General features: G+C 65.9%; 22 protein-coding genes and 1 pseudogene. 11 read left to right on the forward strand and 12 right to left on the reverse strand.

The features are described from left to right. Positions 1–22: 22 nt before the first annotated feature. Positions 23–472 (forward strand): acyl-CoA dehydrogenase family protein, encoded by a 450-nt coding sequence (locus tag EET03_RS16955; protein WP_075543961.1) that lies wholly within the window; start codon positions 23–25, stop codon positions 470–472. A 9-nt stretch (positions 473–481) separates the two neighbouring features. Here EET03_RS16955 and EET03_RS16960 read toward each other — a convergent pair whose 3' ends face one another. Then, positions 482–1,174 carry a mycothiol-dependent nitroreductase Rv2466c family protein gene (locus tag EET03_RS16960; protein WP_075543962.1) on the reverse strand — a complete coding sequence of 231 codons (693 nt, stop codon included), beginning with the start codon at positions 1,172–1,174 and terminating at the stop codon, positions 482–484. Positions 1,175–1,350: 176 nt separating this feature from the next. Between EET03_RS16960 and EET03_RS30875 the strand changes: the two genes are divergently transcribed. Continuing rightward, complete coding sequence (locus EET03_RS30875) at positions 1,351–2,649, forward strand: hypothetical protein (protein ID WP_208649075.1); 1,299 nt, start codon at positions 1,351–1,353, stop codon at positions 2,647–2,649. 105 nt (positions 2,650–2,754) lie between these two features. Here the strand turns inward: EET03_RS30875 and EET03_RS16970 are convergent, their stop codons facing one another. After that, on the reverse strand, positions 2,755–3,198 hold the full coding sequence (locus tag EET03_RS16970) for a protease inhibitor I42 family protein (protein ID WP_075543964.1): 444 nt from the start codon (positions 3,196–3,198) through the stop codon (positions 2,755–2,757). Between the two features lie 195 nt (positions 3,199–3,393). Between EET03_RS16970 and EET03_RS16975 the strand changes: the two genes are divergently transcribed. Both EET03_RS16975 and EET03_RS16980 read left to right on the forward strand, forming a co-directional pair. After that, positions 3,394–4,485 (forward strand): DUF5685 family protein, encoded by a 1,092-nt coding sequence (locus EET03_RS16975; protein WP_099193612.1) that lies wholly within the window; start codon positions 3,394–3,396, stop codon positions 4,483–4,485. Between the two features lie 51 nt (positions 4,486–4,536). Continuing rightward, on the forward strand, positions 4,537–6,129 hold the full coding sequence (locus tag EET03_RS16980; RefSeq protein WP_075543966.1) for a Na+/H+ antiporter: 1,593 nt from the start codon (positions 4,537–4,539) through the stop codon (positions 6,127–6,129). 51 nt (positions 6,130–6,180) lie between these two features. Here the strand turns inward: EET03_RS16980 and EET03_RS16985 are convergent, their stop codons facing one another. Both EET03_RS16985 and EET03_RS16990 read right to left on the reverse strand, forming a co-directional pair. Further along, the gene (locus EET03_RS16985) at positions 6,181–7,443 is read right to left on the reverse strand and encodes a cytochrome P450 (RefSeq protein WP_075543967.1); all 1,263 of its coding nucleotides are present in this window, start codon (positions 7,441–7,443) and stop codon (positions 6,181–6,183) included. Then, a complete protein-coding gene (locus EET03_RS16990) occupies positions 7,440–7,988 on the reverse strand; it encodes a TetR/AcrR family transcriptional regulator (RefSeq protein ID WP_075543968.1) in 549 nt (182 codons plus the stop codon). Before EET03_RS16990 ends, EET03_RS16985 begins: the two co-directional genes overlap by 4 nt. A 59-nt stretch (positions 7,989–8,047) precedes the next feature. On the opposite strand from EET03_RS16990, the gene EET03_RS16995 reads away from it, so the two are divergent. Both EET03_RS16995 and EET03_RS17000 read left to right on the forward strand, forming a co-directional pair. Further along, positions 8,048–8,914 carry a TIGR03619 family F420-dependent LLM class oxidoreductase gene (locus tag EET03_RS16995; protein ID WP_075543969.1) on the forward strand — a complete coding sequence of 289 codons (867 nt, stop codon included), beginning with the start codon at positions 8,048–8,050 and terminating at the stop codon, positions 8,912–8,914. Further along, a complete protein-coding gene (locus EET03_RS17000; protein WP_075543970.1) occupies positions 8,911–9,639 on the forward strand; it encodes a hypothetical protein in 729 nt (242 codons plus the stop codon). The genes EET03_RS16995 and EET03_RS17000 overlap by 4 nt, the downstream gene beginning before the upstream one ends. A 38-nt stretch (positions 9,640–9,677) precedes the next feature. Here EET03_RS17000 and EET03_RS17005 read toward each other — a convergent pair whose 3' ends face one another. The 4 genes from EET03_RS17005 to EET03_RS17020 form a co-directional block, all read right to left on the reverse strand. Continuing rightward, complete coding sequence (locus EET03_RS17005; protein WP_075543971.1) at positions 9,678–11,627, reverse strand: M48 family metallopeptidase; 1,950 nt, start codon at positions 11,625–11,627, stop codon at positions 9,678–9,680. A gap of 13 nt (positions 11,628–11,640) precedes the next feature. Then, on the reverse strand, positions 11,641–12,246 hold the full coding sequence (locus EET03_RS17010; protein ID WP_036402506.1) for a LemA family protein: 606 nt from the start codon (positions 12,244–12,246) through the stop codon (positions 11,641–11,643). Positions 12,247–12,412: 166 nt separating this feature from the next. Then, entirely contained in the window at positions 12,413–12,889 is a 477-nt protein-coding gene (locus EET03_RS17015) for a hypothetical protein (RefSeq protein WP_244232406.1), read from the reverse strand. A gap of 28 nt (positions 12,890–12,917) precedes the next feature. After that, positions 12,918–13,559, reverse strand: a complete 642-nt coding sequence (locus EET03_RS17020) for a TetR/AcrR family transcriptional regulator (protein ID WP_075543972.1) — start codon at positions 13,557–13,559, stop codon at positions 12,918–12,920. A 122-nt stretch (positions 13,560–13,681) separates the two neighbouring features. Here EET03_RS17020 and EET03_RS17025 point away from each other — a divergent pair, with 122 nt between their 5' ends. Then, complete coding sequence (locus EET03_RS17025) at positions 13,682–14,536, forward strand: sulfurtransferase (protein ID WP_075543979.1); 855 nt, start codon at positions 13,682–13,684, stop codon at positions 14,534–14,536. Between the two features lie 9 nt (positions 14,537–14,545). On the opposite strand, the gene EET03_RS32455 is transcribed toward EET03_RS17025, so the two are convergent. The 4 genes from EET03_RS32455 to EET03_RS17040 form a co-directional block, all read right to left on the reverse strand. Continuing rightward, on the reverse strand, positions 14,546–14,677 hold the full coding sequence (locus EET03_RS32455; RefSeq protein WP_279637708.1) for a hypothetical protein: 132 nt from the start codon (positions 14,675–14,677) through the stop codon (positions 14,546–14,548). A gap of 60 nt (positions 14,678–14,737) precedes the next feature. Next, positions 14,738–15,118: a hypothetical protein gene (locus tag EET03_RS31650; RefSeq protein ID WP_244232407.1), complete on the reverse strand. Its 381-nt coding sequence runs from the start codon at positions 15,116–15,118 to the stop codon at positions 14,738–14,740. 62 nt (positions 15,119–15,180) lie between these two features. After that, positions 15,181–15,714, reverse strand: a complete 534-nt coding sequence (locus EET03_RS17035; protein ID WP_244232408.1) for a hypothetical protein — start codon at positions 15,712–15,714, stop codon at positions 15,181–15,183. A 56-nt stretch (positions 15,715–15,770) separates the two neighbouring features. Then, positions 15,771–16,178 carry a hypothetical protein gene (locus EET03_RS17040; protein WP_244232409.1) on the reverse strand — a complete coding sequence of 136 codons (408 nt, stop codon included), beginning with the start codon at positions 16,176–16,178 and terminating at the stop codon, positions 15,771–15,773. A 99-nt stretch (positions 16,179–16,277) separates the two neighbouring features. On the opposite strand from EET03_RS17040, the gene EET03_RS17045 reads away from it, so the two are divergent. From EET03_RS17045 to EET03_RS17060, 4 genes and pseudogenes are all read left to right on the forward strand, one after another. Then, complete coding sequence (locus EET03_RS17045) at positions 16,278–17,600, forward strand: M23 family metallopeptidase (RefSeq protein ID WP_075543975.1); 1,323 nt, start codon at positions 16,278–16,280, stop codon at positions 17,598–17,600. A 42-nt stretch (positions 17,601–17,642) separates the two neighbouring features. Continuing rightward, a complete protein-coding gene (locus EET03_RS17050) occupies positions 17,643–18,629 on the forward strand; it encodes an alpha/beta fold hydrolase (protein WP_099193613.1) in 987 nt (328 codons plus the stop codon). A 312-nt stretch (positions 18,630–18,941) separates the two neighbouring features. Next, a pseudogene (locus EET03_RS32740) lies at positions 18,942–19,473 on the forward strand (dihydrodipicolinate reductase); the annotation flags it as partial. Between the two features lie 84 nt (positions 19,474–19,557). Beyond that, entirely contained in the window at positions 19,558–20,700 is a 1,143-nt protein-coding gene (locus EET03_RS17060; protein ID WP_075543980.1) for a MalY/PatB family protein, read from the forward strand. The last annotated feature ends 189 nt before the right edge of the window (positions 20,701–20,889 follow it).

Consider the following 20,889-nt stretch of genomic DNA (forward strand, 5'->3'; position numbering starts at 1 on the left):
CACCAGACAGTATGGTCGGCAGATGACCGCCGGTGTCACGCAAGCATTCGTGGATCGGCTGGGCCAGCGTGCGCAGCAGGCCGAGGAGCTTCGCCGGTTACCCGCCGCCACGGTCGCTGAACTGATCGAGTCAGGATTCTTCGACCTGTTGAGGCCCACGCGGTATGGCGGTCAGCAGGCCCAATTCGCGGCGATCTTCGACCCGGTACGCCGAATGGCACACGGCTGCGCCTCCACCGCCTGGACCGCGGCGTTCTACACGCTGCACAACGTGCGGGAATCACGCGCGGTGATCGCCGGCCTGCTCGGGGCGTCCGGCGCCAGCGCACACTTTCTCAGCAGTCCGCTACAACGGGCCAAACGCGATGTCGACGTGCTCAGCGGCCACGTGGTCTTCGACTACGACGTCAGCCGAGAACTGGCCGGCGCCTTAGCAATTGGCGTCAAGGTCGCACCGACCGCCATGGTCTGACCTTTAGCTTTAGCGCCCGGCCAGCCTGTCGATGTCGACCACTTCGCCGCGGTTGATGCTGACCCAATCACGGCCGTCTAGGTATGGCCGCAGACTTTGGGCGATGAGGTCGGCATCGGCCGCTGACTTCGGCCGCTGCAGCTCGTAGACATGCGGCAATTCGGCCATTCCGGTGACCACGTTCCACAGCTTGAGCGCGTCCGGCCCGGTCGGCGGGTCCACCAGCACCGGCCCGAACAGGCATTGCCCCTCGATGAACAGCGTCGGCACACCGTATCCGCCGGCATCGACAACCCGCTGATGCTCCGCGCGGACATCGTCGTGGGTGCTCGGATCCGCAAGGGCCGCATCGAGAATCGACGCGTCCACACCGATCTCGCCCAGCAGCCGGCCGGCCACCGCGGGATCGTGCGGTTTGCCGCCGAGACCGTGCAGTTCATTTCCGATCGCCGCATACCACCGGTCGAGCAACGACATGTCGCTGCGGCGCAGCAACGCGCCGATGCGCATCAGAGACCAGCCGTACGACCAGTCACGTTCCCAGGGGTGCTGCTTGCCGGCTACCCGGTTGATCTCCTCGAGGCTGAAGAACCGCCAATTGACGGCGATGCCCAACTGCGCCCGGACGTCACGGATCCAGATCGAGGTCTGGTAGGCGAACGGGCACATGGGGTCAAAGTGGAAATCTACGACAGTGCTCATCACCCTGGACCTTTCGACGGCGCGTCGCGCGCTGACGTTGCTGTGTAGCCTAGCGCGAGCACGCCGGACCGAAAGCCGTGCCTGCACGATTACCTGATTTGACGGCCACGATTTCTTAGGTAATCGGCCGATGAGGCCCAAAGCCCCTAGCAGGTGCCGGGTTGTGCGGTGCAGTGTTGCGATATGCCGACGCGCGGATCGGCGCCAGGGGGATTTACATGAAGAGTTTGCGCCCGCGGTTGACCGGCGTCGCCCGAAACGGTTTTGCCGCTTTTTTACGGAGCCATGGCGGGAAGCTGCGCTGGTTTGTGGTGCTCGTGGGCGTGACATTGATGGCGTTCGGCGCGGTGATACCGGTTGCCTGTAGCCGCCAGCCCAGTAATTGCGGAAATGGTGCCGCGTGCGAGCCCACAAAAGGCGGACCGGACGCGGAACGGGGCCCGGCCGCGGATAGAAAGCACGCGGGTCGATTGCTGGATGCTGCCCAGCAATGCGAGGACGATATGCACAGCGCCCACCCACCGGCGGCATGTTATGTCGTGGTGTCATGGGAGCAAAACCGGAAAATCCCTTATCAGGACGCCATCGACCTCGCCAACAAGTTGATGCGGCAAGGGTTCGTGAACGCTCTTTCGGCCGCCTCCGACAAGCCGTGGGCTCCCTATTCGCTGCGAGCCTGCAATTGGTATCTCGGCGCTCTCGGAGCGATCCTGGATATTCCATATTTCAGAGATCGCGCCTACGACGGCGTCTACGACGAAAAGCTGCGTAATGCCGACAAGATGAATGAGTTCCTCGCACAAGCGGTCAAGAATCCAGACAGAAGCGGTTGGAAGCTCGTCGGCGTAGGTATCAATCCCGGATCCGAGGTCACGGACCTGGCAAATCAAGGTCAGTTTGTCGTCGCGTCATCGCATAGCATCCCGGGCCGCACCGAATACGGGCACATCGCAATTGCGGCACCGGATTATCTGGATAAGGAATCCGATCCGGCGGTGGCAGGCAATACCGGGCCATGGATCAGATATTCGGTGTACAAGGGCACGCCCCACACCACGAAAAGCACCAAGACCAGCGCCATCTTCGGCACCAGCGTGACCGAGCCGATCTGGGTGCAGTATGTCGGTAAAGACTGGCTCGTACCGTCGGGGCAGAAGAAACTCCCGTGCGTGGACTTGAACGGCGACGGTATCTGTGACGACCTGCCCGGTGGGGGGATACCGCCGTCGCCCACCTATGTCTGCGTCGAATGTCCCCCGGGATATCACTGCGGCCACAATCCGGAACGCTGCATCCCTAACGCAACTACTCCGGTAACGACCAAGCCCTCGAGCCCGCCGGTGACAACCAAACCTTCGACCCCGCCAGTGACAACACCACCGGTGACGACCAAACCCTCGAGCCCGCCGGTGACAACCAAACCCACGACCCCGCCAGTGACAACGCCACCGACCACGACCCAACACCCCGCGTGAGCGGCATTCGCCGAGACCGACATCAGCGCGACGTCCAAGTCGAATTTTTCCGCGCTGGTGTCGGTCTCGACATCGCACGAGTCCACCCAGCTCGTGCGGCACACGCTATTGCACAGTCACTTTCCCGGTGAAGGTACACGTCGGCGCGTTGTCGCCGCCCACGAAGCTGGCGTAGTCGGTGGTGATGGTGGTGGTGGTGCCGGGCTTGAGCGCCGTGAACGTCCACACCTCGGTGCCGGGCGCGCCCATCATGTCGGTGTCTGGCCGCACATACCGGTGATCGACCTGCTTCAGGACCGTGGCATCACCGATCTTCATGTTTTCGGCCCATCGGAACGGGGTGGTGTAATTCGACCCCAGCGTCACCTGCAGCGTGTCACCAACCGACATGGTGACATCGCGTTTGATCGCGCTTTGCTTCAGCACGTCATCCATCGGCACGTCAATGGTTTTGGTCGCCGGTGGCCGAGCCTTGCCGGCACAGCCGATGCAACCCAACACCACCGACAAGACAACCATGACGACGGTCACCATGAGCCTGATCTTCATCAACACCGCCCTTCAATCAGGGTTTGCAGCATAGTCGCCTGATCGGGATCGCGTTGGCCGGCAAGGACGTTTGCTTGCCCGGCGGGTGCCGGCGCCCCGGCGAACTCTCGCTCTTGTGTTCCCGGCGCTCGGCGGCGCGGCGTTTCCGGGCACGAGTCCGGCCCGAGTCCGGCCATAGTCCGGTAGCTTCGACGCGTGTTTGGCATCATCCGGCCGTGCCGTCACCGGCTCGGTGGCGAACTCACGGCAGTATGGCGAGCGCAGTTATGCGGACTGTGCCTGGCGCTTCGCGACGACTACGGCCAGGCCGCGCGGATCGCCACCAACTACGACGGCTTGGTGGTCTCGCTGCTGGTCGAGGCGCAGTCCGACGCGCGACCAACGCGACGGACCGCAGGTCGGTGTCCGTTGCGCGGGATGCGGCGTGCGGACGTGGCGACCGGTGAGTGCGTGCGACTGGCCGCCGTGGTGTCGCTGGCGTTGGCCGCTGCGCGGGTGCGCGATCACGTCGACGACCGTGACGGCGTGGTCGGTGCGGCGCCGGTGCGGGTGGCGGCGCGCCGCATCGCCGATCGCTGGGTGCGCCAGGGCACTGATGCCGGACACTCGCTCGGATTCGACGCCGGCGTGCTGGTCGCCGCGATCGACCGGCAGACCGAGCTCGAGGCAATGGTCGGTCGGGCGGGCCCGGGCAGCTCGCTACTGCTGGTGACCGAGCCCACCGAGACCGCGGTCGCCGCGGCCTTCGCACATACCGCGGTGTTGGCCGGCCGACCGGCCAACCAGGAGCCGCTGCGTGAGGTCGGGCGGCTGTTCGGGCGGATCGCGCATGTCCTCGACGCGGTCGAGGATTTCCGCGACGACGCAGCTCACGGAAAGTGGAACCCGTTGGCGGCCACGGGAACATCCGTCGCGGCGGCCCGCACCCTGTGCGACGACGCGGCGCTGGGCATCGAACTGGCATTGGCCGACGTCGACTTCACCGACGGACGACTGGCGCGGCGGTTGCTTACCCGCGAGGTGCGCCGCGCGGTATCGCGCACCGTCAACCGAGCCGGTTACACCGCGCGCGGCGGGACACCGCATGGCGAGCAGGATGGGATCAACTTCGGCGACCGGGCGACGGCCGCCGGCCCCTACCCGGGCGATCCGGGTGAGCTACCGCCCAATCCGGAGCAAAGTCCCAAACAGGGATGCTGGAACACCTGCAACGACGCATGTTGCTGTGACTGCTGCTGCGACGAAGACTGCTGCTGCGACTGCGGCGACTGCTGCGACTGCTCGTAGTTCAGGCCGTGTGGTCGCGGAATCGATGAGTCCGTAGGCGAAGATGGGCTGGTGTTCGGCCTCGTCGTTATCGTGACGCTCGTCGCCATCGTGGTTGCCGGTACCGTTCTGGGTCGCCGCTACCGGGTGGGACCGCCGGTCTTGCTCATCCTGCTGGGCGCGCTGCTGGGTCTCATCCCCCGTTTCGGAAGCGTCGAGATCGACGGCGAAATCGTGCTGCTGCTATTCCTTCCGGCGATCCTTTACTGGGAAAGCCTGAACACCAGCTTCCGCGAAATCCGCTGGAACTTGCGCGTCATCATCATGTTCAGCGTGGGTCTGGTGATTGCCACCGCGGTGGCCGTGTCATGGACAGCACGGGCATTCGGCATGGAGTCACACGCTGCGGCGGTGCTGGGTGCGGTGCTCTCGCCCACCGACGCGGCCGCGGTGGCCGGCCTGGCCAAACGATTGCCGCGGCGCACGCTCACCGTCTTGAAGGGTGAGAGCCTCATCAACGACGGAACGGCGCTGGTCTTATTCGCCGTGACCGTGGCCGTCGCCGAAGGTGCGCCGGGGATCGGGCCGGCGGCCCTGGTCGGCCGTTTTGTCATGTCCTATCTGGGCGGCATCAGCGCGGGGCTGTTGGTCGGGGCGCTGGTGACGATGCTGCGCCGCAGGATTGACGCACCGCTCGAGGAAGGAGCACTGAGCATGGTGACGCCGTTCGCGGCGTTCCTGCTCGCCCAATCGCTGCATTGCAGCGGCGTCGTCGCGGTCATGGTGTCAGCGCTGGTACTCGCCTACACCGGCCCGCGGGTGATTCGGGCGCGTTCCCGCCTGCAGTCGTTCGCATTCTGGGACATCTCGACTTTCCTCATCAACGGGTCGTTGTGGGTCTTCGTCGGGGTCCAGATCCCCGGCGCGATCGAGCACATCTCCGACATCGGCGGCGGACTGCGTCGCGCAACCGTCCTGGCATTGGTCGTCGCGGGGGTGGTCGTCGCAACCCGAATCGTGTGGGTCGAGGTGACCACCCTGCTGGGACGCGCGGTGGACAGATCCTTGCGCAAACCCCACCGCTACGTCGGCTTTCGCCAGCGCTGTGTGACCAGCTGGGCCGGATTCCGCGGCGCGGTCTCGCTTGCGGCAGCGCTCGCGGTCCCGATGACCACGCGAAGCGGCGCACCGTTCCCCGACCGCAACCTGATCATCTTTGTCGTGTCGATAGTCATTCTGGTGACGGTGCTGGTCCAGGGCAGCTCACTGCCCGCGGTGGTCCGCTGGGCCCGAATGCCGGACGACGTCACTCGTGCCGACGAATTGCAGTTGGCCCGAACGACCAGCGCCGAGGCCGCCCTGGAAGCCTTGCCGGCGGTCGCCGACGCGCTCGGGGCCGGCACCGAGATCGTGAAACGCCTGCAGCGCGATTATGAAGAACGCGCCGAACTCGTCGGGGCCAACGGCGCCGACTCCGCGACCAGCGATCTGGCGGCGCACTGCGATCTGATCCGGCGGGTGCGGCTCGGCGTTCTGCAATATCAGCGGCAGGCCGTCACCTCGCTGCGCAACAAGAACCTGATCGATGACATCGTGCTGCGCGAGTTGCAGGCGGAGATGGATCTCGAGGAAGTGCAACTGCTCGACCCGGCCGAACTCGACTGACATCGATCCCCGGTGGCCGGCGACTGCTGCCGGAGGCGAGCAGCCGGCTGCTCAACCGACCGCACACGGCAGCCGTTTGATCCCGTGGAAGAACGAGGACCGCAGCCGGTCAGGTGACCCGGTGACGACGAGGCCTGGCACGCGTGGGTACAACTCTTCCAGCATGACCCGCAGTTCCAGACGGGCCAGCTGAGCGCCCAGGCAGAAGTGCACTCCCCCGCCGCCGAACGCGACATGGTCGGGCCCCGGACCGGACCGCCCGCGGGTGATGTCGAACTCGGCGGCCCGCTCGAACACGTCCTCGTCGCGGTTGGCCGACAGGTAGTGCATCAGCACCCAATCGGCGGCCCGGATGTGCTGGCCGCGGATCTCGACGTCGCGAGTGGCGGTACGGCGGAAGTGCATCACCGGGGTGGCCCAGCGCAGCAGTTCCTCGACGGCGGGCTTGGCCGCGTCGCGATCGCGGGCCAGCAGCGCCTGTTGGTCGGGGTGCTCGGACAGCGCCAGAATGCCGTGGCTGAGCGTGTTGCGGGTGGTCTCGTTGCCGGCAATCGCCAGCAGCAAGAAGAATTCGTTGAGCTGGTCGCGGTTGAGCCGGTCGCCGTCGACCTCGGCGGCGAGCAGAGCCGACAGGATGTCGTCGGTGAGGCCGTGCTTTTGCCGGTGTTCGACCAATTCGCCGCAGTAGGCGAACATTTCGGCGGCCGCCTGCCCGAGCGCCTCGGGTGTGGGAGCGTAGTCGGGGTCTTCGATGCCCAGGCTTCCGATCGCGTTGCTCCAGCGGAAGACGTCCATCCGGTCCGCGGCGGGCACACCCAGCACCTCGGCGATCACCTGCAGCGATATTTCCGCGGAAACATCTGTGACGGCGTCGAATTCGCCCTTATCGGTGATGTTGGCGACGATGTCGCGGGCGACTTGGCGCATACGCGGTTCTAGACGCAGCACATTGCGGGCGGTGAAGCCCTGGTTGATCAACTTGCGGTAGTGGATGTGTCGCGGCGGATCGATTCCCGGCAGCATCGCCGAGGTCGGCGCCGCCTCGACCGCCACCAGAGTGTTGCCCTTGCTGCTGGTGAACGTCTCGGTGTCGCGACTGACCAGTCGCACATCGGCGTGACGGGTCAGCAACCACGTTCTGGGCAGTCCGGACAGTTGCACCGGATGCACTGGCGCGTGGGCCCGTAACCGGCGCAACGCCTCGAACGGAGCACCGGCGAGATACGTGTCCGGGTTCAGCACGGCAGCGGCGTCCTGACCGGAAGCGCTGTCGCGATTTTCGACAATCAGCGACCCCAGCTTCGGAATGCTCATCGGTGCTCCGCGCTTGCCTTGATACCGGCGATGACGACGTCGAGTCCGGCCCGGAACCGCGATGCGGGCTGGCGCTTGCCGCGGGACTCCTCCAGGCTGATCGAACCGAGCAGATAGGTGTACAGTACCGAATGTGCCGCAGCAGAACCACTTTTGACGAGTCCGGCTTCGGCGAGAAGGGCGCGGCTCAGTTTGTCCAGGCGGCGGGCGCGTTCCCCGCCGCCACTGGTTTGCAGGACGCCGGCGATGCCGGGGACGTCGAGCAGCACTTCGCGTGCGGCACAGTAAAGCTCGGTGAGCCGGGTGTGCCAGGGGCCGGCTTCGGGTTCGGGGATATCGGCCAGAACGGATTCGGCGAGCAGATCCAGGGCGGCTTGCTTGCCCGGGACGTGATAGTACACCGACGGGACCGCGGCGCCGAGCTCGGCGGCGAGCTCACGCATCGTCACCTGCTGCACGCCCACCCGCCGGGCCAGGTTGTGCAGGCACGCCACCACCTGAGCGCGGTCGAGTTCGCCGTAGGCCCGCCGTTCCGTGGAGGTCATCGAACCAACCTATTCGAGCGACGTTCGAAACAATTCGAGCACTGTTAGAATTTAGCGCGATGAGCGCCGTCGCCGCAAAGCTATCGATTGCCACGCCGGTGGTGACCATGCTGCCCGGGGTCAGCGCCGACTGGGAAAACCACGCCTCCGTCGAAGACCTGGCACAGATCGCCGAAGCCGCGGACCGGCTCGGCTACCACCACCTGACCTGCAGCGAGCACATAGCCTTGCCCAAAGCCGAGAAGCGGCGCCGCGGGACCCGCTATTGGGATCCGTTGGCCACCTTGGGCTACCTGGCCGCGCGCACCCGGCGCATTCGGCTGGCCACCCACGTGCTGGTGCTCGGCTATCACCATCCGCTCGAAATCGCCAAGCGCTACGGCACTTTGGACACCGTCAGCGGCGGCAGGCTCATCCTCGGTATGGGCGTCGGCAGCCTCGAAGAGGAATTCCACCTCATCGGCGCTCCGTTCGCTGATCGCGGAGCACGGGCCGACGACGCGTTACGAGCGCTGCGCTCGGCACTGTCGGTGCCCGAGCCCGCCTACCATGGCGAGTTCTATTCCTTCGACGGCATGGTCGTCGACCCGTGCGCGGTCCAGTCGCATGTCCCCATCTGGGTCGGCGGACGCACCCTGCGGTCACTGCGGCGATCCGTGACGCTGGCCGACGGCTGGGCGCCCTTCAACGTGAGCCTGCGACAAGCCCGAGAGTGGCTGAGCCGCTTCGAAATCCGGCCGGGATTCGAAGTGGTGCTCACGCCCGCGGCGCCGCTGGACCCGATCGGCGAACCCCAGCTGACCCGCGACGTCCTCGCCGAGACCGCCGCGCACGGCGCCACCACCATCTGCGCCACGTTCATCCACAGCTGCCTGACGCACTACCTGGAGAACCTGCAGGCGCTCGCCGAAGTGGCAGCCTCGTGAACCGCGTCAAGGCAGGCATTTTCAGCCTCACCGCTGCGGCGCCGCCCGACGACGGCGGCTATCTGCGCTGGCATCTACTCGATCACCTGCCCGAGCAATACCAACTGCCGGGCATCGTGCACGGGCTGCGCTGGATCGCCGACGGCGGTTACCCCGATCACCGGTTGGCGAGCCACGGCCCACTCGGCGAGATCGGCAATGCGGTGCACTACCTCGTCGGTGACCCCGTTCGGCAGACATTCGACGACTTCGTGGCGCTGGGCCGGGCGTTGCGGGACAACGGCCGGATGCCGGTCATGCGACCGCTGTTGGAAGTGGCGGGCCTGCGGCTGTTGCAGTGGCGAGCCGCGCCGCGCGCGCTCGTTTCCCACGAGGTGGTGCCGTTTCGGCCGCACCGGGGGGTGCTGCTGATCATCGAGGAACCCACTGACGGCCGCCCCGACCGATGGCTGGAATGGCTGCATTGCGAACACTATCCGGCGCTGTTGGCGGTGCCCGGCACGGCCGGCGCCTGGACCTTCGGTTCGACGAGCGCCTGGAACCCGCTTCCCCGCGGGTGGCATCCGGGCCCGCAGTACATCACCGTCGTCTACCTCGACGGCGACCCGCTGGCCACCACCGTCGCGCTGGCTCCGACCGTCGAAGAGCGTTGGCGCTCCGCAGCGGTACGGCCGGTGTTCGCCGGGCCGATGCGGACCATGGTCGGCTGGGAAGCCTGGCGGTGACCACCCGGACGGCCCGCAAGACGAATCAGCTTGACCGGTCAGGTGAGCAATGCGGGCAACGGCACATGCATCAATGCACACGCCGCACGCAGCATCTCGGCCTCTGCCGACGTCAGGGTGCCGTCGGCGGTCACCGCGACGGCCATCGCTTCCACGAGTGCCTGCTTGGCCTTCGGCGCCAGGCTGTCCAGTCCGGCCCAGCCTTGGTCGAGCGCCTGCTGCCAGGTCACTTGCCGCGGCGGTGATGCAGCGGCATCGGGGTACAGCCGGTGCAGCGCGCTGTCGTAGGCCCGCCGAGCCGACTCCTGGTCGCTGGCGCCGGCGACCGCGAGCGTCGCGAGCAGCGTCGTCACCGTCGGCCGCACCTGGTCGAGCGAGCCATCGCCGACCTTGCTTCGGCGGTGCGGATTGGCCGCGTCCTGCAGGTAGCTCCAGACCAGCCGCGTCACGCAGTACTCGAACATCGACACCGAGCCGTCCGCGACGGCGAGTTCGTTGAGCACCCCCAATAGCGCTTCCCGGAAGGCGGGCGGATGGGCGGCGAGCTGCGGGATAGCCAGATCGACCAACGGTAGCCGTAGCTCGGCGGGCAACGCCGCCATCGTGTCCACCAGCGCGGCGGCTGCCTGCGCCTCCGGGTGCCCTAGCCGCTGCGCTACCGAGGCGAGCTGGCGAGCATGCAGCGGATCGCCGGGACGCGCCAGGAGCAACGCGATGATCGCGGCCGGGGCGGTGCTCGGCTGGGTGGCCAGCCGACGAGCGTCCGGTGGAATCGTGGCGTGCAGCGCCGCGCCGAGCAGCAGGTCGGCCTGGGTGAGCGTGCCGGCGCGATCGGCCACATGCTCGGGACTGATACCACGGCGACCCGCCCCGAGCGGCCCTGCCACCGTCGCGGCGGTCTGAACGGCCGCGCCGACGGCGGAGGCAGCGCCGGTCGGGCCGAATCCGGCCATCGAGTCCTCGGCGAGCCCGTCGGGTGATCGTTGTCCGTAGCGCTGTTTCAGCGCGGCCACCTCACGCGGGTCGAAGCTGGGGTCGAGCGCCTTGATCCGGTCCACCAGCGGCGGATGCGTCGCGTACCACGAGCGGAACGACCGCCGGCCCTCGCCGAACAACATGTGGCTGACTTCGGTCGCACTGCGGGTGTCGCGCAGCGCCGATCCGGACGCGATGCCCGCGATCTTCTTCAGCGCCCCGACGAGTCCGTCGGTCTGACGGGTGAATTGCACCGCGGACGCGTCGGCCAGCCATTCGCGCTGGCGTGACACCGCCGCCTTGATGATGTTGGCGAAGAACACCCCGACGAAGCCGAGCACCATCATCGCTAGCGCGATCATCCAGATCGGCGCGCCGTTCTTGGAACCGCCGCCGCGGCCGCCGCCAAACTGCAGGACCCGCAAACCAGTCAGGCCGATCAGCAGGATCCCGTTCAACAGTCCAATCAGCCTGATGTTCAACCGCATGTCGCCGTTGAGGATGTGGCTGAACTCGTGGGCGATCACACCTTGCAGCTCGTCGCGATTGAGCTGGGACAGCGCACCGCTGGTGACTGTGATCGCCGCGTCGGCCGGGGTGAAACCGGCAGCGAACGCGTTGATGCCGGGCTCCTCCGCCAGGACGAACAGGCGCGGAGCCGGCACCCCGGATGCCAGTGACATTTCCTCGACGACGTTGACGAGTCGGCGCAACTGCGGGTCGGAGCTCGTCGGGTCGATTTGGACGGCCCCGACCGACGCGGCAACGGCCGCCCCACCCTGGCGCAGCGCGACCGTCTTGGTAATTATGCCGCCGGCGATGATCACCAACGTCACCGCCGTGACCGCGACGACGACGCCGAGGACCGCCGAGGAATCGGCCCTGCGATACGTCATCGCGACCGCGGCGGCGGCATCGATGAAGGCGACCATCGCCACCACGGCGACGATGAACAGGAACACCAGTTTGAGCGTGCTACTCCGGGCCGCGCGCTGGTGGTCGAAGAAGTTCACGCCGATCGATGCGTCAGAACTGGACCCGCGGCGCTTCCCGCATCTCCGGGCGATCCGGCGGAAGCTCGAGCAGCGCAGCCGCGGTGAAGCCGAACATGCCCGCGTAGATGTTGCCCGGGAACGTTTCGCGGCGGTTGTTGTAGCTCATGACCGCGTCGTTGTAGGCCTGCCGGGAGAACGCAACCTTGTTCTCGGTCGAGGTCAACTCCTCCGAAAGTTGCATCATGGTCTGGTTGGCCTTGAGGTCGGGGTAGCTCTCGGCAACCGCGATAAGCCGGCCCAACGCGCCGTCCAGCCGCTGCTGCCCGGCTGAGAGTTGTTGCATCGCAGCGGGATCCCCCGGGTTCGCCTGCGCGGCGGATAGGCCCGCCATTGCCATGTTGCGGGCATTCACCACGGCCTCCAGCGTTTGGCGCTCGTGGGCCATGTACGCCCTGGCCGTCTCGACCAGGTTGGGGATGAGGTCGAAGCGGCGGCGCATCTGGACGTCGATCTGCGCGAACGCATTCTTGTAGGCGTTGCGGGCCCGAACAAGACCGTTGTAGCCGGCGATCACCATGACCAGCAGCACAATGACGACTGCCACGATTGCCACGAGGACGCCGATGACGAGTCCCATGAGGTGTCCCTCTCTGTCGGAATTTGCCGCATGGCGCGGCCACGCCGGATATTAGCGGGGCACCGGGGCCGACGGGGGCGATTCCTGCGTTCCCAGGTGGCGCCGCGGCACCCCCGTCACGGTGTGAACGCCCTGCCGCGCCACATTGCGTCGACATCGACACGCGTTAGTAGGCAGCCTCGGCCCAGGTGCCTTGTGGATAGGGCGGAACGGTGCCGGCGAACACTCCGTCGGTGACGCTGCACAAGGTGTCGGAAATAGTTCCGGCGTTCGCCAATGTCGTTGTCGCGGAGCCGGATACGACGCGCACGACCACCGCCTGCCAGAAGTAGGTGAGGCCGCCGTGTTCGTACCAGGCAAACCAGTCGGTGCCACGATTGCCGGCACGAATCAGTCGCCGAAACGGCAATGACGGATCGGTGACCGCGTCCGTGTTGTTGAAGGGCGCACCGACGTCCGCGATCGGTGGCAGGAGTTTGAGCAGCTCCGGCGGCAGCCGCGACACACTGGACACCTCCTGGACCGGTGCGGCAAGCGCGCACTGCGTGTTGGGCACCGCTGCGGCCGGGCCCGCCGTCGCGACCGCTGCCGCGACAGCTGCCGCAAGCCACATCGTCACGTTATTGCGAAACCGCCGCGCCACCGATCTGGTTCACCTACTTTCGCCAATGTCACCAAGGTATCGGCTGGTGCGCCCGGACCAATCCAGCAAACCGGCCGTGTTCAGCTGAGCGCAATGCGGTCAAGTACGGCGACGACAGCGGCCAGGACGTCGGCTTCGAAGTCCGCAGAAATCGGTGCTCCATTGAGCAAGCGTCGGCGAATTGCGCCGCCGGCGATATCGATGACGGCCAGTGACAGCAGTTCGCGGCCCGTTCGCCCCCGCCGGTGCGCTCGGCAAGTCTGCGCAGGGCATCGCGAATGGCGGCGTTGCCGCCGGCAAGACGCCATGCCGCCGGGGCATTGGGATCGGTAAGCACATCTGCGGGGCGAAACGCGGCGAGCAGTCGCGCATCTTCGGGCTGGGTGCGGGCAAACTCCATGATCCACCGCGCGGCACCAAGCGCGGCGTCATTGAGATCGTCTCGGCGCAACTGGTCCAGGAACGGTTCCTGGAAGCGCTCGAGTGCCCGTTGCCATGCAGCGGTCAGAATCTTGTCGCGGGAGCCGAAGCGGTTGTAGAGCGAACCCACCGAAGCGCCGCTCAGCGCGGCGATCGCATCGACAGTGACGGTGCGTGCCCCGCGCTCCAACGCGATGGAGCGTGCGGCGTCGAGCATCGCTTCGGTGTCGTGTCGTCGCGGCCTGCCCACCCAACCCAGTGTGCTTGACCGGACTTCGCCGTGCCGATACCGCGGCCTGAACCGTCCGGCCGGGCACTAGGCTCGTTGTCGCCTTCGACGGCACCCCTTCCGCGGACAACGAGGTGAACCGGGTGAACGCTAGAGACCAGGTGCTGATCACTGTCGCCGAGCTGACCAGCCGGATACGGTCCGCCGAGCCGGTCACCTTACTCGACGTGCGGTGGCGACTCGACGAACCGGACGGGCATTCGGCCTATCTGCGGGGCCATCTACCCGGGGCGGTCTACGTCTCGCTGGAAGACGAACTCAGCGACCACACCGTCGTCGGCCGCGGCCGTCACCCGCTACCCTCGGGGCGCAGTCTTCAGGCGGCCGCGCGCCGCTGGGGAACTCAGCAGAACAGTCTGGTCGTGGCGTACGACGACTGGAACCGGGCCGGTTCGGCGCGAGCGTGGTGGGTGCTCACCGCGGCCGGGGTCGACAACGTCCGCATCCTCGACGGCGGCCTGGCCGCGTGGCGGTCGGCTGAAGAACCGTTGGAGACCGGACCGGTGGCGCCACCCGCCGGGAATCTGCTTGTGCGCCATGATGATCTGGCTGCCGGGCACCGGCCTACCTTGACTGCGCAGCAATCCGGGTCAGGCGCGGTGCCGCTGCTGGACGCACGGGCGCCAGAGCGCTTTCGCGGCGATGTGGAGCCGGTCGACCCGGTTGCCGGTCACATTCCCGGTGCGATAAATCTTCCCAGTGCTGCCGTACTGGCTTGCGACGGAACGTTTCTCGACGAGGACACGCTTACCCGGCTGTTGTCCGGCCGCGGCATCGATCGCGACGGCCCGGTGGGCGCCTACTGCGGATCGGGTATCACCGCTGCCGTCATCGTCGCCGCGCTGGCCGCGGTGGGTCGTGAGGCGGCGCTGTATCCCGGATCGTGGTCCGAGTGGAGTTCGGATCCGTCCCGCCCGGTCGCTCGCGGCGTCGAATAGCCGGGCGCGCTACGCGGCGGCCCAGTTCTGCAGAAACGCCTGGGCAACCAGTGCGGCGTTCTCGGCCGCGATCTGCTTGTAGAGAAGGAACTGGAACGGAAAGCCGGGCAGATTCAGCGGGTCACCGGGGCCGTCGGACATGCCGCGGATGCCCAGAAACGGTATGCCACGCGCATTGACGACCGCTTGCGCCGCGGCGGTCTACTGGTCCACCGCGTCGAAGGCCGGGTTCTGCACCGGTACCTTCAGGTTGCTCAGCAAGCCGTGGGCCAGGAACGGCAACAGCGCGTGCAGAAAGTTACCGGTGTAGAGAAGTGAGCGGTCCGGCGCCGAGCAGGGCTGGCAACCAAAGACGGCGCCGCCGTTGGGGATACAGGGAAAGGCCTGGCCGTTGTTGTTGTCGCGGCTGCCAGGACACGCTGTCTCATGGGTGGTGTGGCTTAGATTTTGGCGCGACACGGCGTAACGGTGGACATTCGTCATCGATGTTTTTCGCCAACGATTTCGTGTCGTTATTCCGCGGCGCAAAGTCTGGCCGTTCGGCCTGGCTTTCGCCGAGATCAACGGCAGCGCGATGTCCACTCGAAGTTTTCCGCGCTGGCGTCGATCTCGCTGCCGCCGGGTGAGCGAACGGGCCGGCGGCGTTACAACCGCTCGACGACCAGCTGCGCGAACGCGTGGTTGGTCGAGATCTGTCCATCGGGCATTTTGATGTTCGGATCGTAGAGCTGCAGGCTTATCCCGTCGACCTTGTCGCCGTTCTGATGGCCGACGAAGTAATTCGTCGTCTTGCGTATCGTGAGCACGCCGTTGATGATGCTCTGTTGCGAATAACGGGGATCTTGAAGCGAACCCAGGATCTCCATCTTCTTCTGGTCGACATTCCAGAAGAACGCATAGCCCGGAGCCGAATAGACAGCCGCCTGCTGCTCCGGCGTCAGCTTGAAACCGAACGAGGTCAGCGACCAGCCATCGATGCGATACGTGCCCGGCTGAAGTGTCAGGTATCCGTTCGACTTGTCATACTTGATGTAGCCGTGCGCGTCCAAGTTCACGTCGTTGAAGACACGAACATTGACGCCGGGCTTCATCGGGACGTTGGCCAAGCCGCGTTCGGTGAACGCTCCCCACAGGCGCGGGTGAGATGTTCCGCCGCAGGCCGTTACGGCCAGCGCCACAGTGACGGCGAGTAACAACAACCTGTGTCTCAACGTGCCTCCCGGGTGGATTCGTTTCAGAGCAGCGGCCGGCCTTCAATTGCCGCTGACACTCTTTCCGCCATCCAATAGGCAATGGCCATGGGTCGCTCTCCGTTCGGAAAACCGATGCCTTCGTAGACCACTTCGCCGACCGCCGCCGGCAGGCTGACATTCTGCGAGCGGTGCCGCCAGGTCAACCGAAAGGACGCTCCGGACCGCTGGATCCGCAAGTCGAGATCCCCGGTCAATTCGCCTGCGGCGTAAAAGTATTGCCCACGGTAATCGCCGGGGAAGCCATTGGACGTATCGCCCCTGGCCCGTCCCGAACCGATCCCGCCGTTCGACCGAACCGAACCAGATGAGACATACCGCGCATTGATGACGCCGGCTTCCTCGGAGCTGATCTGATATTCGCCAACACCGATTACCCGGGAAGTGATCATGCCCAGCAGGGTAAGCCCCGGCGTGCATGTCTTCAGCAGGAATAGCAGAGCCGAAGACTAAGCTCACGGGACCCGGCCCCGACCAAGGAGGCGCATCCGATGGCACCTTTCCCCGCACGCCGTCCACTCTGGAAACCGTTGGCCACCTTCTGGTTGATCCTGTTCGTCGCCGCGTGCTCGTCGAGTAACCAAACCGGCGCCGCAGGCTCGTCGACTACCCCGGCCAGAACCAGCCCGCTTGCGGGCGTGACGGTGCCCGACGCCTTCACCCCGCTGACCGTTGCGCCGATCAGCCGCCCGACATTTCCCTTCCCCGGCAGTGACGGCAAGTATCACTTGGCCTTCGACGTGCAGATCACCAACGCCACCGGGGGGCCGGCCAGCCTCACTGCCGTCGACGTGGTCGATGCGCAGGATCCCAACAAGGTGCTCGCCACGTTCGCCGGCCCGCAGTTGGTCGACCCTGCCTGTAACTATGGAAACTGCAACCGATTACGGCAGCTCACCCAACAGCCCTCCCCCGACTTCAGCATCGCACCCCAGACATCGCGGACGCTGTTGCTGGACTTCACGCTTGACACGTTGACGCAATTCCCGAAGGCGGTCATGCTGCGTCTGCATGGCACCGGGGTGACCAACCCGGCGGTGAGTAACGAACCCGGCCCGCTGGACACCCTGGGTGCTCCGTTCGATATCTCGGCCGGCACGCCGCGGGTGATCAGCCCGCCACTGCGGGGCAACAATTGGGTCGCCTTGAACGGGTGCTGTGATCCGGGCTGGGCGCACCGCGACGCCATTATGCCGGTCAACATGAAGCTGAACAACAGCCAGCGTTTTGCGATCGACTGGATGCACATGGACGACCAGGGCAATTTCTACACTGGAGACCAAACCCGCAACGAGAGTTACGTCTCTTACGGAGTTCCCGTCTACGCGGTGGCCGACGGCACCGTGGCCTCCACACTCGACACTGTCGAGGCCAACGTACCGGGCATCCTGCCGGCCTCCGATCCTGCCCTGGCCGCCAAGATGACAATCAACACCATCGACGGCAACCACGTCGTGATGGACCTCGGTGACGGCGTGTACGCGCTCTACGCGCACCTCATCAAGGGCTCGCTGCTGGTCAAACCCGGTGACAAGGTCAAGAAGGGCCAACAGATCGGCAAACTGGGCAACACCGGCAACTCCAACGCCCCGCACCTGCACTTCCAGCTGATGAGCGGTCCGTCGCTGCTGGAAGCCGACGCCGTGCCCTATGTGCTGGACAACTTCAGTTACCAAGGCCAGGTGAGCACCACCTCGGTGTGGAACGCCGACAACTACCTCAGCGGCTCGTTCTTCGGGCCAGAGCGACTGCAGGCACCCGAACGTCGCTCCAACCAGCTGCCGCTATTGCTGGCGATTGCGACTTTTGCATAAGACCGGCCTAAGACCGGTCAAGACCGCCGAAAGGACCTCATCTTGGACATCTTCACCGAATGGCACAGCGGCGGAACGCAATTGCGTTGGCGGTCGACCACCGCAGCCAACGACGGAGCCGAAGTGTCGGTGTTCAGCCGCCGCTGCGGCACGCCTGGGGCGCCGGCGCTGGTGCTGGTCCACGGCTTCCCGACGTCCAGCGTCGACTACTTCGGGTTGGCGGGTGAGCTGGGCTCGGAGTTCGACATCTTCGTGCTCGACTTCCCGGGCTACGGCCTGTCCGACAAACCGTCGGCGCCCTACGTCTACTCGTTGTACGACGACGCCCGGCTGCTCGTTCACGCCATCACGCGGGTGTGGCAGCTGACCGAGTTCCGGATGCTCACCCACGACCGCGGCAGCAGCGTGGGCATGATCGCGCTGGGCATGCTGGCCGGCGAAGACCCAGCCGCGCTGCCGCTCGACGTGATCATCACCAACGCCAACATCTACCTACCGCTGTCGAACCTCACCGCGTTCCAGACGGCGCTGCTCGACGCCGCGACCGGGCGGACCACCGCCGCGGCGACGACGCCCGAGCTGCTGGCGGCCGGGCTGGGAGCCAGCACCTTCATCCCGCGCCGGACGCTGGACGACCCGGAGATCGCCGCGCTGGCGAAGTGCTTTGCCCACAACGACGGGATCTCGGTGCTGCCCGACACCATTCAGTATCTGCATGAGCGGGCTGCCGACGAAACCCGTTGGCTCGAAGAGCTTTCCACCATGTCCCTCAACACCACGCTGGTCTGGGGACTGCACGACAGTGTGGCGCCGCTGCGCGTCGCCAACCATGTCTGGCAGGCGTATCTGAAAAACCAGCCCGGGCGCAGCCGCTACTGGGTGGTGCCCGGCGCCGATCACTATCTGCAATGTGACGCGCCCGCGGAGTTGGCCGAGATCGTGCGCGTCACCGCCGGCGGGGAGGACATCGGGCTGCAGACGCTGGGGAACCGTCCCGATGGCGCGGTTTTGGTGGACCGGAGCGACTAGGGGTCTTAGGCGCCATGGCTGACACGGCGGCGAGTTCGTCGGGACGGGTCAGCAGTGCCGAGGCGACGCTCGCAGACGAGCGCGAGGTGGTTTCGGCCGTCACACCTACACGGCATAACCTAACCTTTGTTCACCTACTCGGAGGGCGAAGCGTGGCATTCAGCTGTTGGAGCTTGACCGATCGACCGGGCACTGTTAACTTGCGGATCAAATATTCGGTATTGTTCGTCTGCGCGACGAAGGGCCAACGATGGCCAACCTGGTATCCGAACTGCACGTCAGGCACTCGACGTGGGTTGGCTGGGCTAGTCGCTCGACTACCAACCCTGGGTCGCCATTCCCGGCGCGATAGCCGGCGAATGGCAGGGGCAGATCCGATTGATCGCCGACGCGCTCGGACTTCAATTGCGGGAAATCCGAGAGAGATTCGATCGCGCCATCACAAGCCGGACGCTGGACGTGGCGATGGGTACTGTCGCAGCAGGAACGTGTGGGGCAATACGCATGCAGGCGATCGGCGTGGCCGAGGACCGCGAAGTCATCGTCATCGAACACGTCACCCGGCTCGCGCACGACGTCGCGCCCCACTGGCCAACCGGTGTGGGTGACCTGTCGTATCGCACCGTGATCACCGGGACCCCGACATCGACTGCACCATGGCGGCAACGCTGCGGGACCCGCGTCGAGCCGGAATCGCGGGAATGACCTCGGGGGCCGGCGCGATGGTCGCCACGGCAATGCGCGTGGTGAACGCCGTCCCTATGTCATCGCCGCGGAACCGGCCCCGCTCAGTTCGGTGGATTTGCCGTTGACCATTTCCACGCACGCCTTTGCCGCTCGGTGACTCGGCATCCGAGGGCCGTAATCTGCAACAGTGACGAATCCACTCGAGGAGCTATCGCTCGAGCAATTGCAGAGCCGCACCAGCATGAAATGGCGTGCTTACCCGGCCGACGTCCTGCCGCTGTGGGTCGCGGAGATGGATGTCAATCTTGCGCCGACGGTGGCCACCGCCATCCACAGCGCCGTCGACCGCGGGGACACCGGATATCCCCACGGCACCGCCTATGCCGAAGCGGTGGCCGAATTCGCCTCGCACCGTTGGGATTGGCACGATCTGGAGGTCGGCCGCACCGCGATCGTGCCCGACGTCATGCTCGGAGTTGTCGAGCTACTACGGTTGGTCACCGAGCGCGGTGACACGGTCATCGTCAATTCGCCGGTCTACGCACCGTTCTACGCGTTCGTGTCCCATGACGGCCGACGGGTGATCGAAGCACCGCTGGGTGTTGACGGCCGGATCGATGTGGACACGTTGGAGCGGGCGTTTGTGCGCGCCGGTGGCGTCGGCGGGAACGTCGCCTACCTGTTGTGCAATCCTCACAACCCGACCGGCGCCGTGCACACCGTCGACGAACTGAGCGAGATCGCCCAACTCGCACGCCGATTCGGCGTCCGGGTGGTGTCCGACGAGATTCATGCTCCGCTCGTCATGAGCGGGGCGCGATTCACGCCGTACCTGAGCGTGCCCGGTGCCGAGAACGCATTCAGCTTGATGTCCGCCTCAAAAGCATGGAATCTCAGCGGGATCAAAGCCGCTGTGGCCATCGCCGGTGCCGAAGCAGCCACCGATCTTCGCCGCATGCCCGAGGAAGTCAGTCACGGGCCAAGCCACCTCGGTGTCATCTCGCACACCGAAGCATTTCGCAGCGGCGGCGATTGGCTCGACGCCGTGCTGCAGGGCCTGGATACCAACCGAACGTTATTGGGTGATCTGGTCGAGCAACACCTTCCCGGGGTGAAATACCCTTGGCCGCAAGGCACTTACCTGGCCTGGCTGGACTGTCGCGCGCTCGGTTTCGCCGAGCGGACCGCCGACGGCCTTGCGGTGGTGTCGGACCTGTCGGGTCCGGCCAGGTGGTTCCGGGAGCACGCCCGTGTGGCGCTGAGTTCCGGCCACGTCTTCGGAACGGGCGGGGACGGGCACGTGCGCATCAATTTCGCGACCAGCCAAGCCATTCTGACCGAAGCCGTATCGCGAATGGGCCGGGCGCTGGCCGACATGCATTAGTCGGAAGTTACGGCTGCCTGGGTAAGGGTTTTCCGCCCTGAACTGGGGGTTTGCTGGTTTGCTGGTTTGTGTTTGTGGCTACGCGGCGATGGTCAGGGGGATGGTGGCCTCAATGAGGTCGAAAGCACGGCGTTGAGTGGGGGTGGCCTCGGCGAGTTTGTCGATCTCGATGTCGGTGTGGTGGTAGCG

The organism is Mycobacterium innocens (genome assembly GCF_900566055.1).
Taxonomy (GTDB): Bacteria; Actinomycetota; Actinomycetes; order Mycobacteriales; family Mycobacteriaceae; genus Mycobacterium; species Mycobacterium innocens.

Excerpts from the sequence above, each read along its gene's own strand:
- EET03_RS16995 (WP_075543969.1), top strand. The coding sequence starts at position 8,048 with ATGAGCGCCGTCGCCGCAAAGCTATCGATTGCCACGCCGGTGGTGACC.
- EET03_RS17040 (WP_244232409.1), bottom strand. The coding sequence starts at position 16,178 with ATGATCACTTCCCGGGTAATCGGTGTTGGCGAATATCAGATCAGCTCC.
- EET03_RS16990 (WP_075543968.1), bottom strand. The coding sequence starts at position 7,988 with ATGACCTCCACGGAACGGCGGGCCTACGGCGAACTCGACCGCGCTCAG.
- EET03_RS17010 (WP_036402506.1), bottom strand. The coding sequence starts at position 12,246 with ATGGGACTCGTCATCGGCGTCCTCGTGGCAATCGTGGCAGTCGTCATT.
- EET03_RS16985 (WP_075543967.1), bottom strand. The coding sequence starts at position 7,443 with ATGAGCATTCCGAAGCTGGGGTCGCTGATTGTCGAAAATCGCGACAGC.
- EET03_RS17045 (WP_075543975.1), top strand. The coding sequence starts at position 16,278 with ATGGCACCTTTCCCCGCACGCCGTCCACTCTGGAAACCGTTGGCCACC.
- EET03_RS16970 (WP_075543964.1), bottom strand. The coding sequence starts at position 3,198 with ATGAAGATCAGGCTCATGGTGACCGTCGTCATGGTTGTCTTGTCGGTG.
- EET03_RS16960 (WP_075543962.1), bottom strand. The coding sequence starts at position 1,174 with ATGAGCACTGTCGTAGATTTCCACTTTGACCCCATGTGCCCGTTCGCC.
- EET03_RS16955 (WP_075543961.1), top strand. The coding sequence starts at position 23 with ATGACCGCCGGTGTCACGCAAGCATTCGTGGATCGGCTGGGCCAGCGT.
- EET03_RS17060 (WP_075543980.1), top strand. The coding sequence starts at position 19,558 with ATGAAATGGCGTGCTTACCCGGCCGACGTCCTGCCGCTGTGGGTCGCG.
- EET03_RS32455 (WP_279637708.1), bottom strand. The coding sequence starts at position 14,677 with ATGTCCGACGGCCCCGGTGACCCGCTGAATCTGCCCGGCTTTCCGTTC.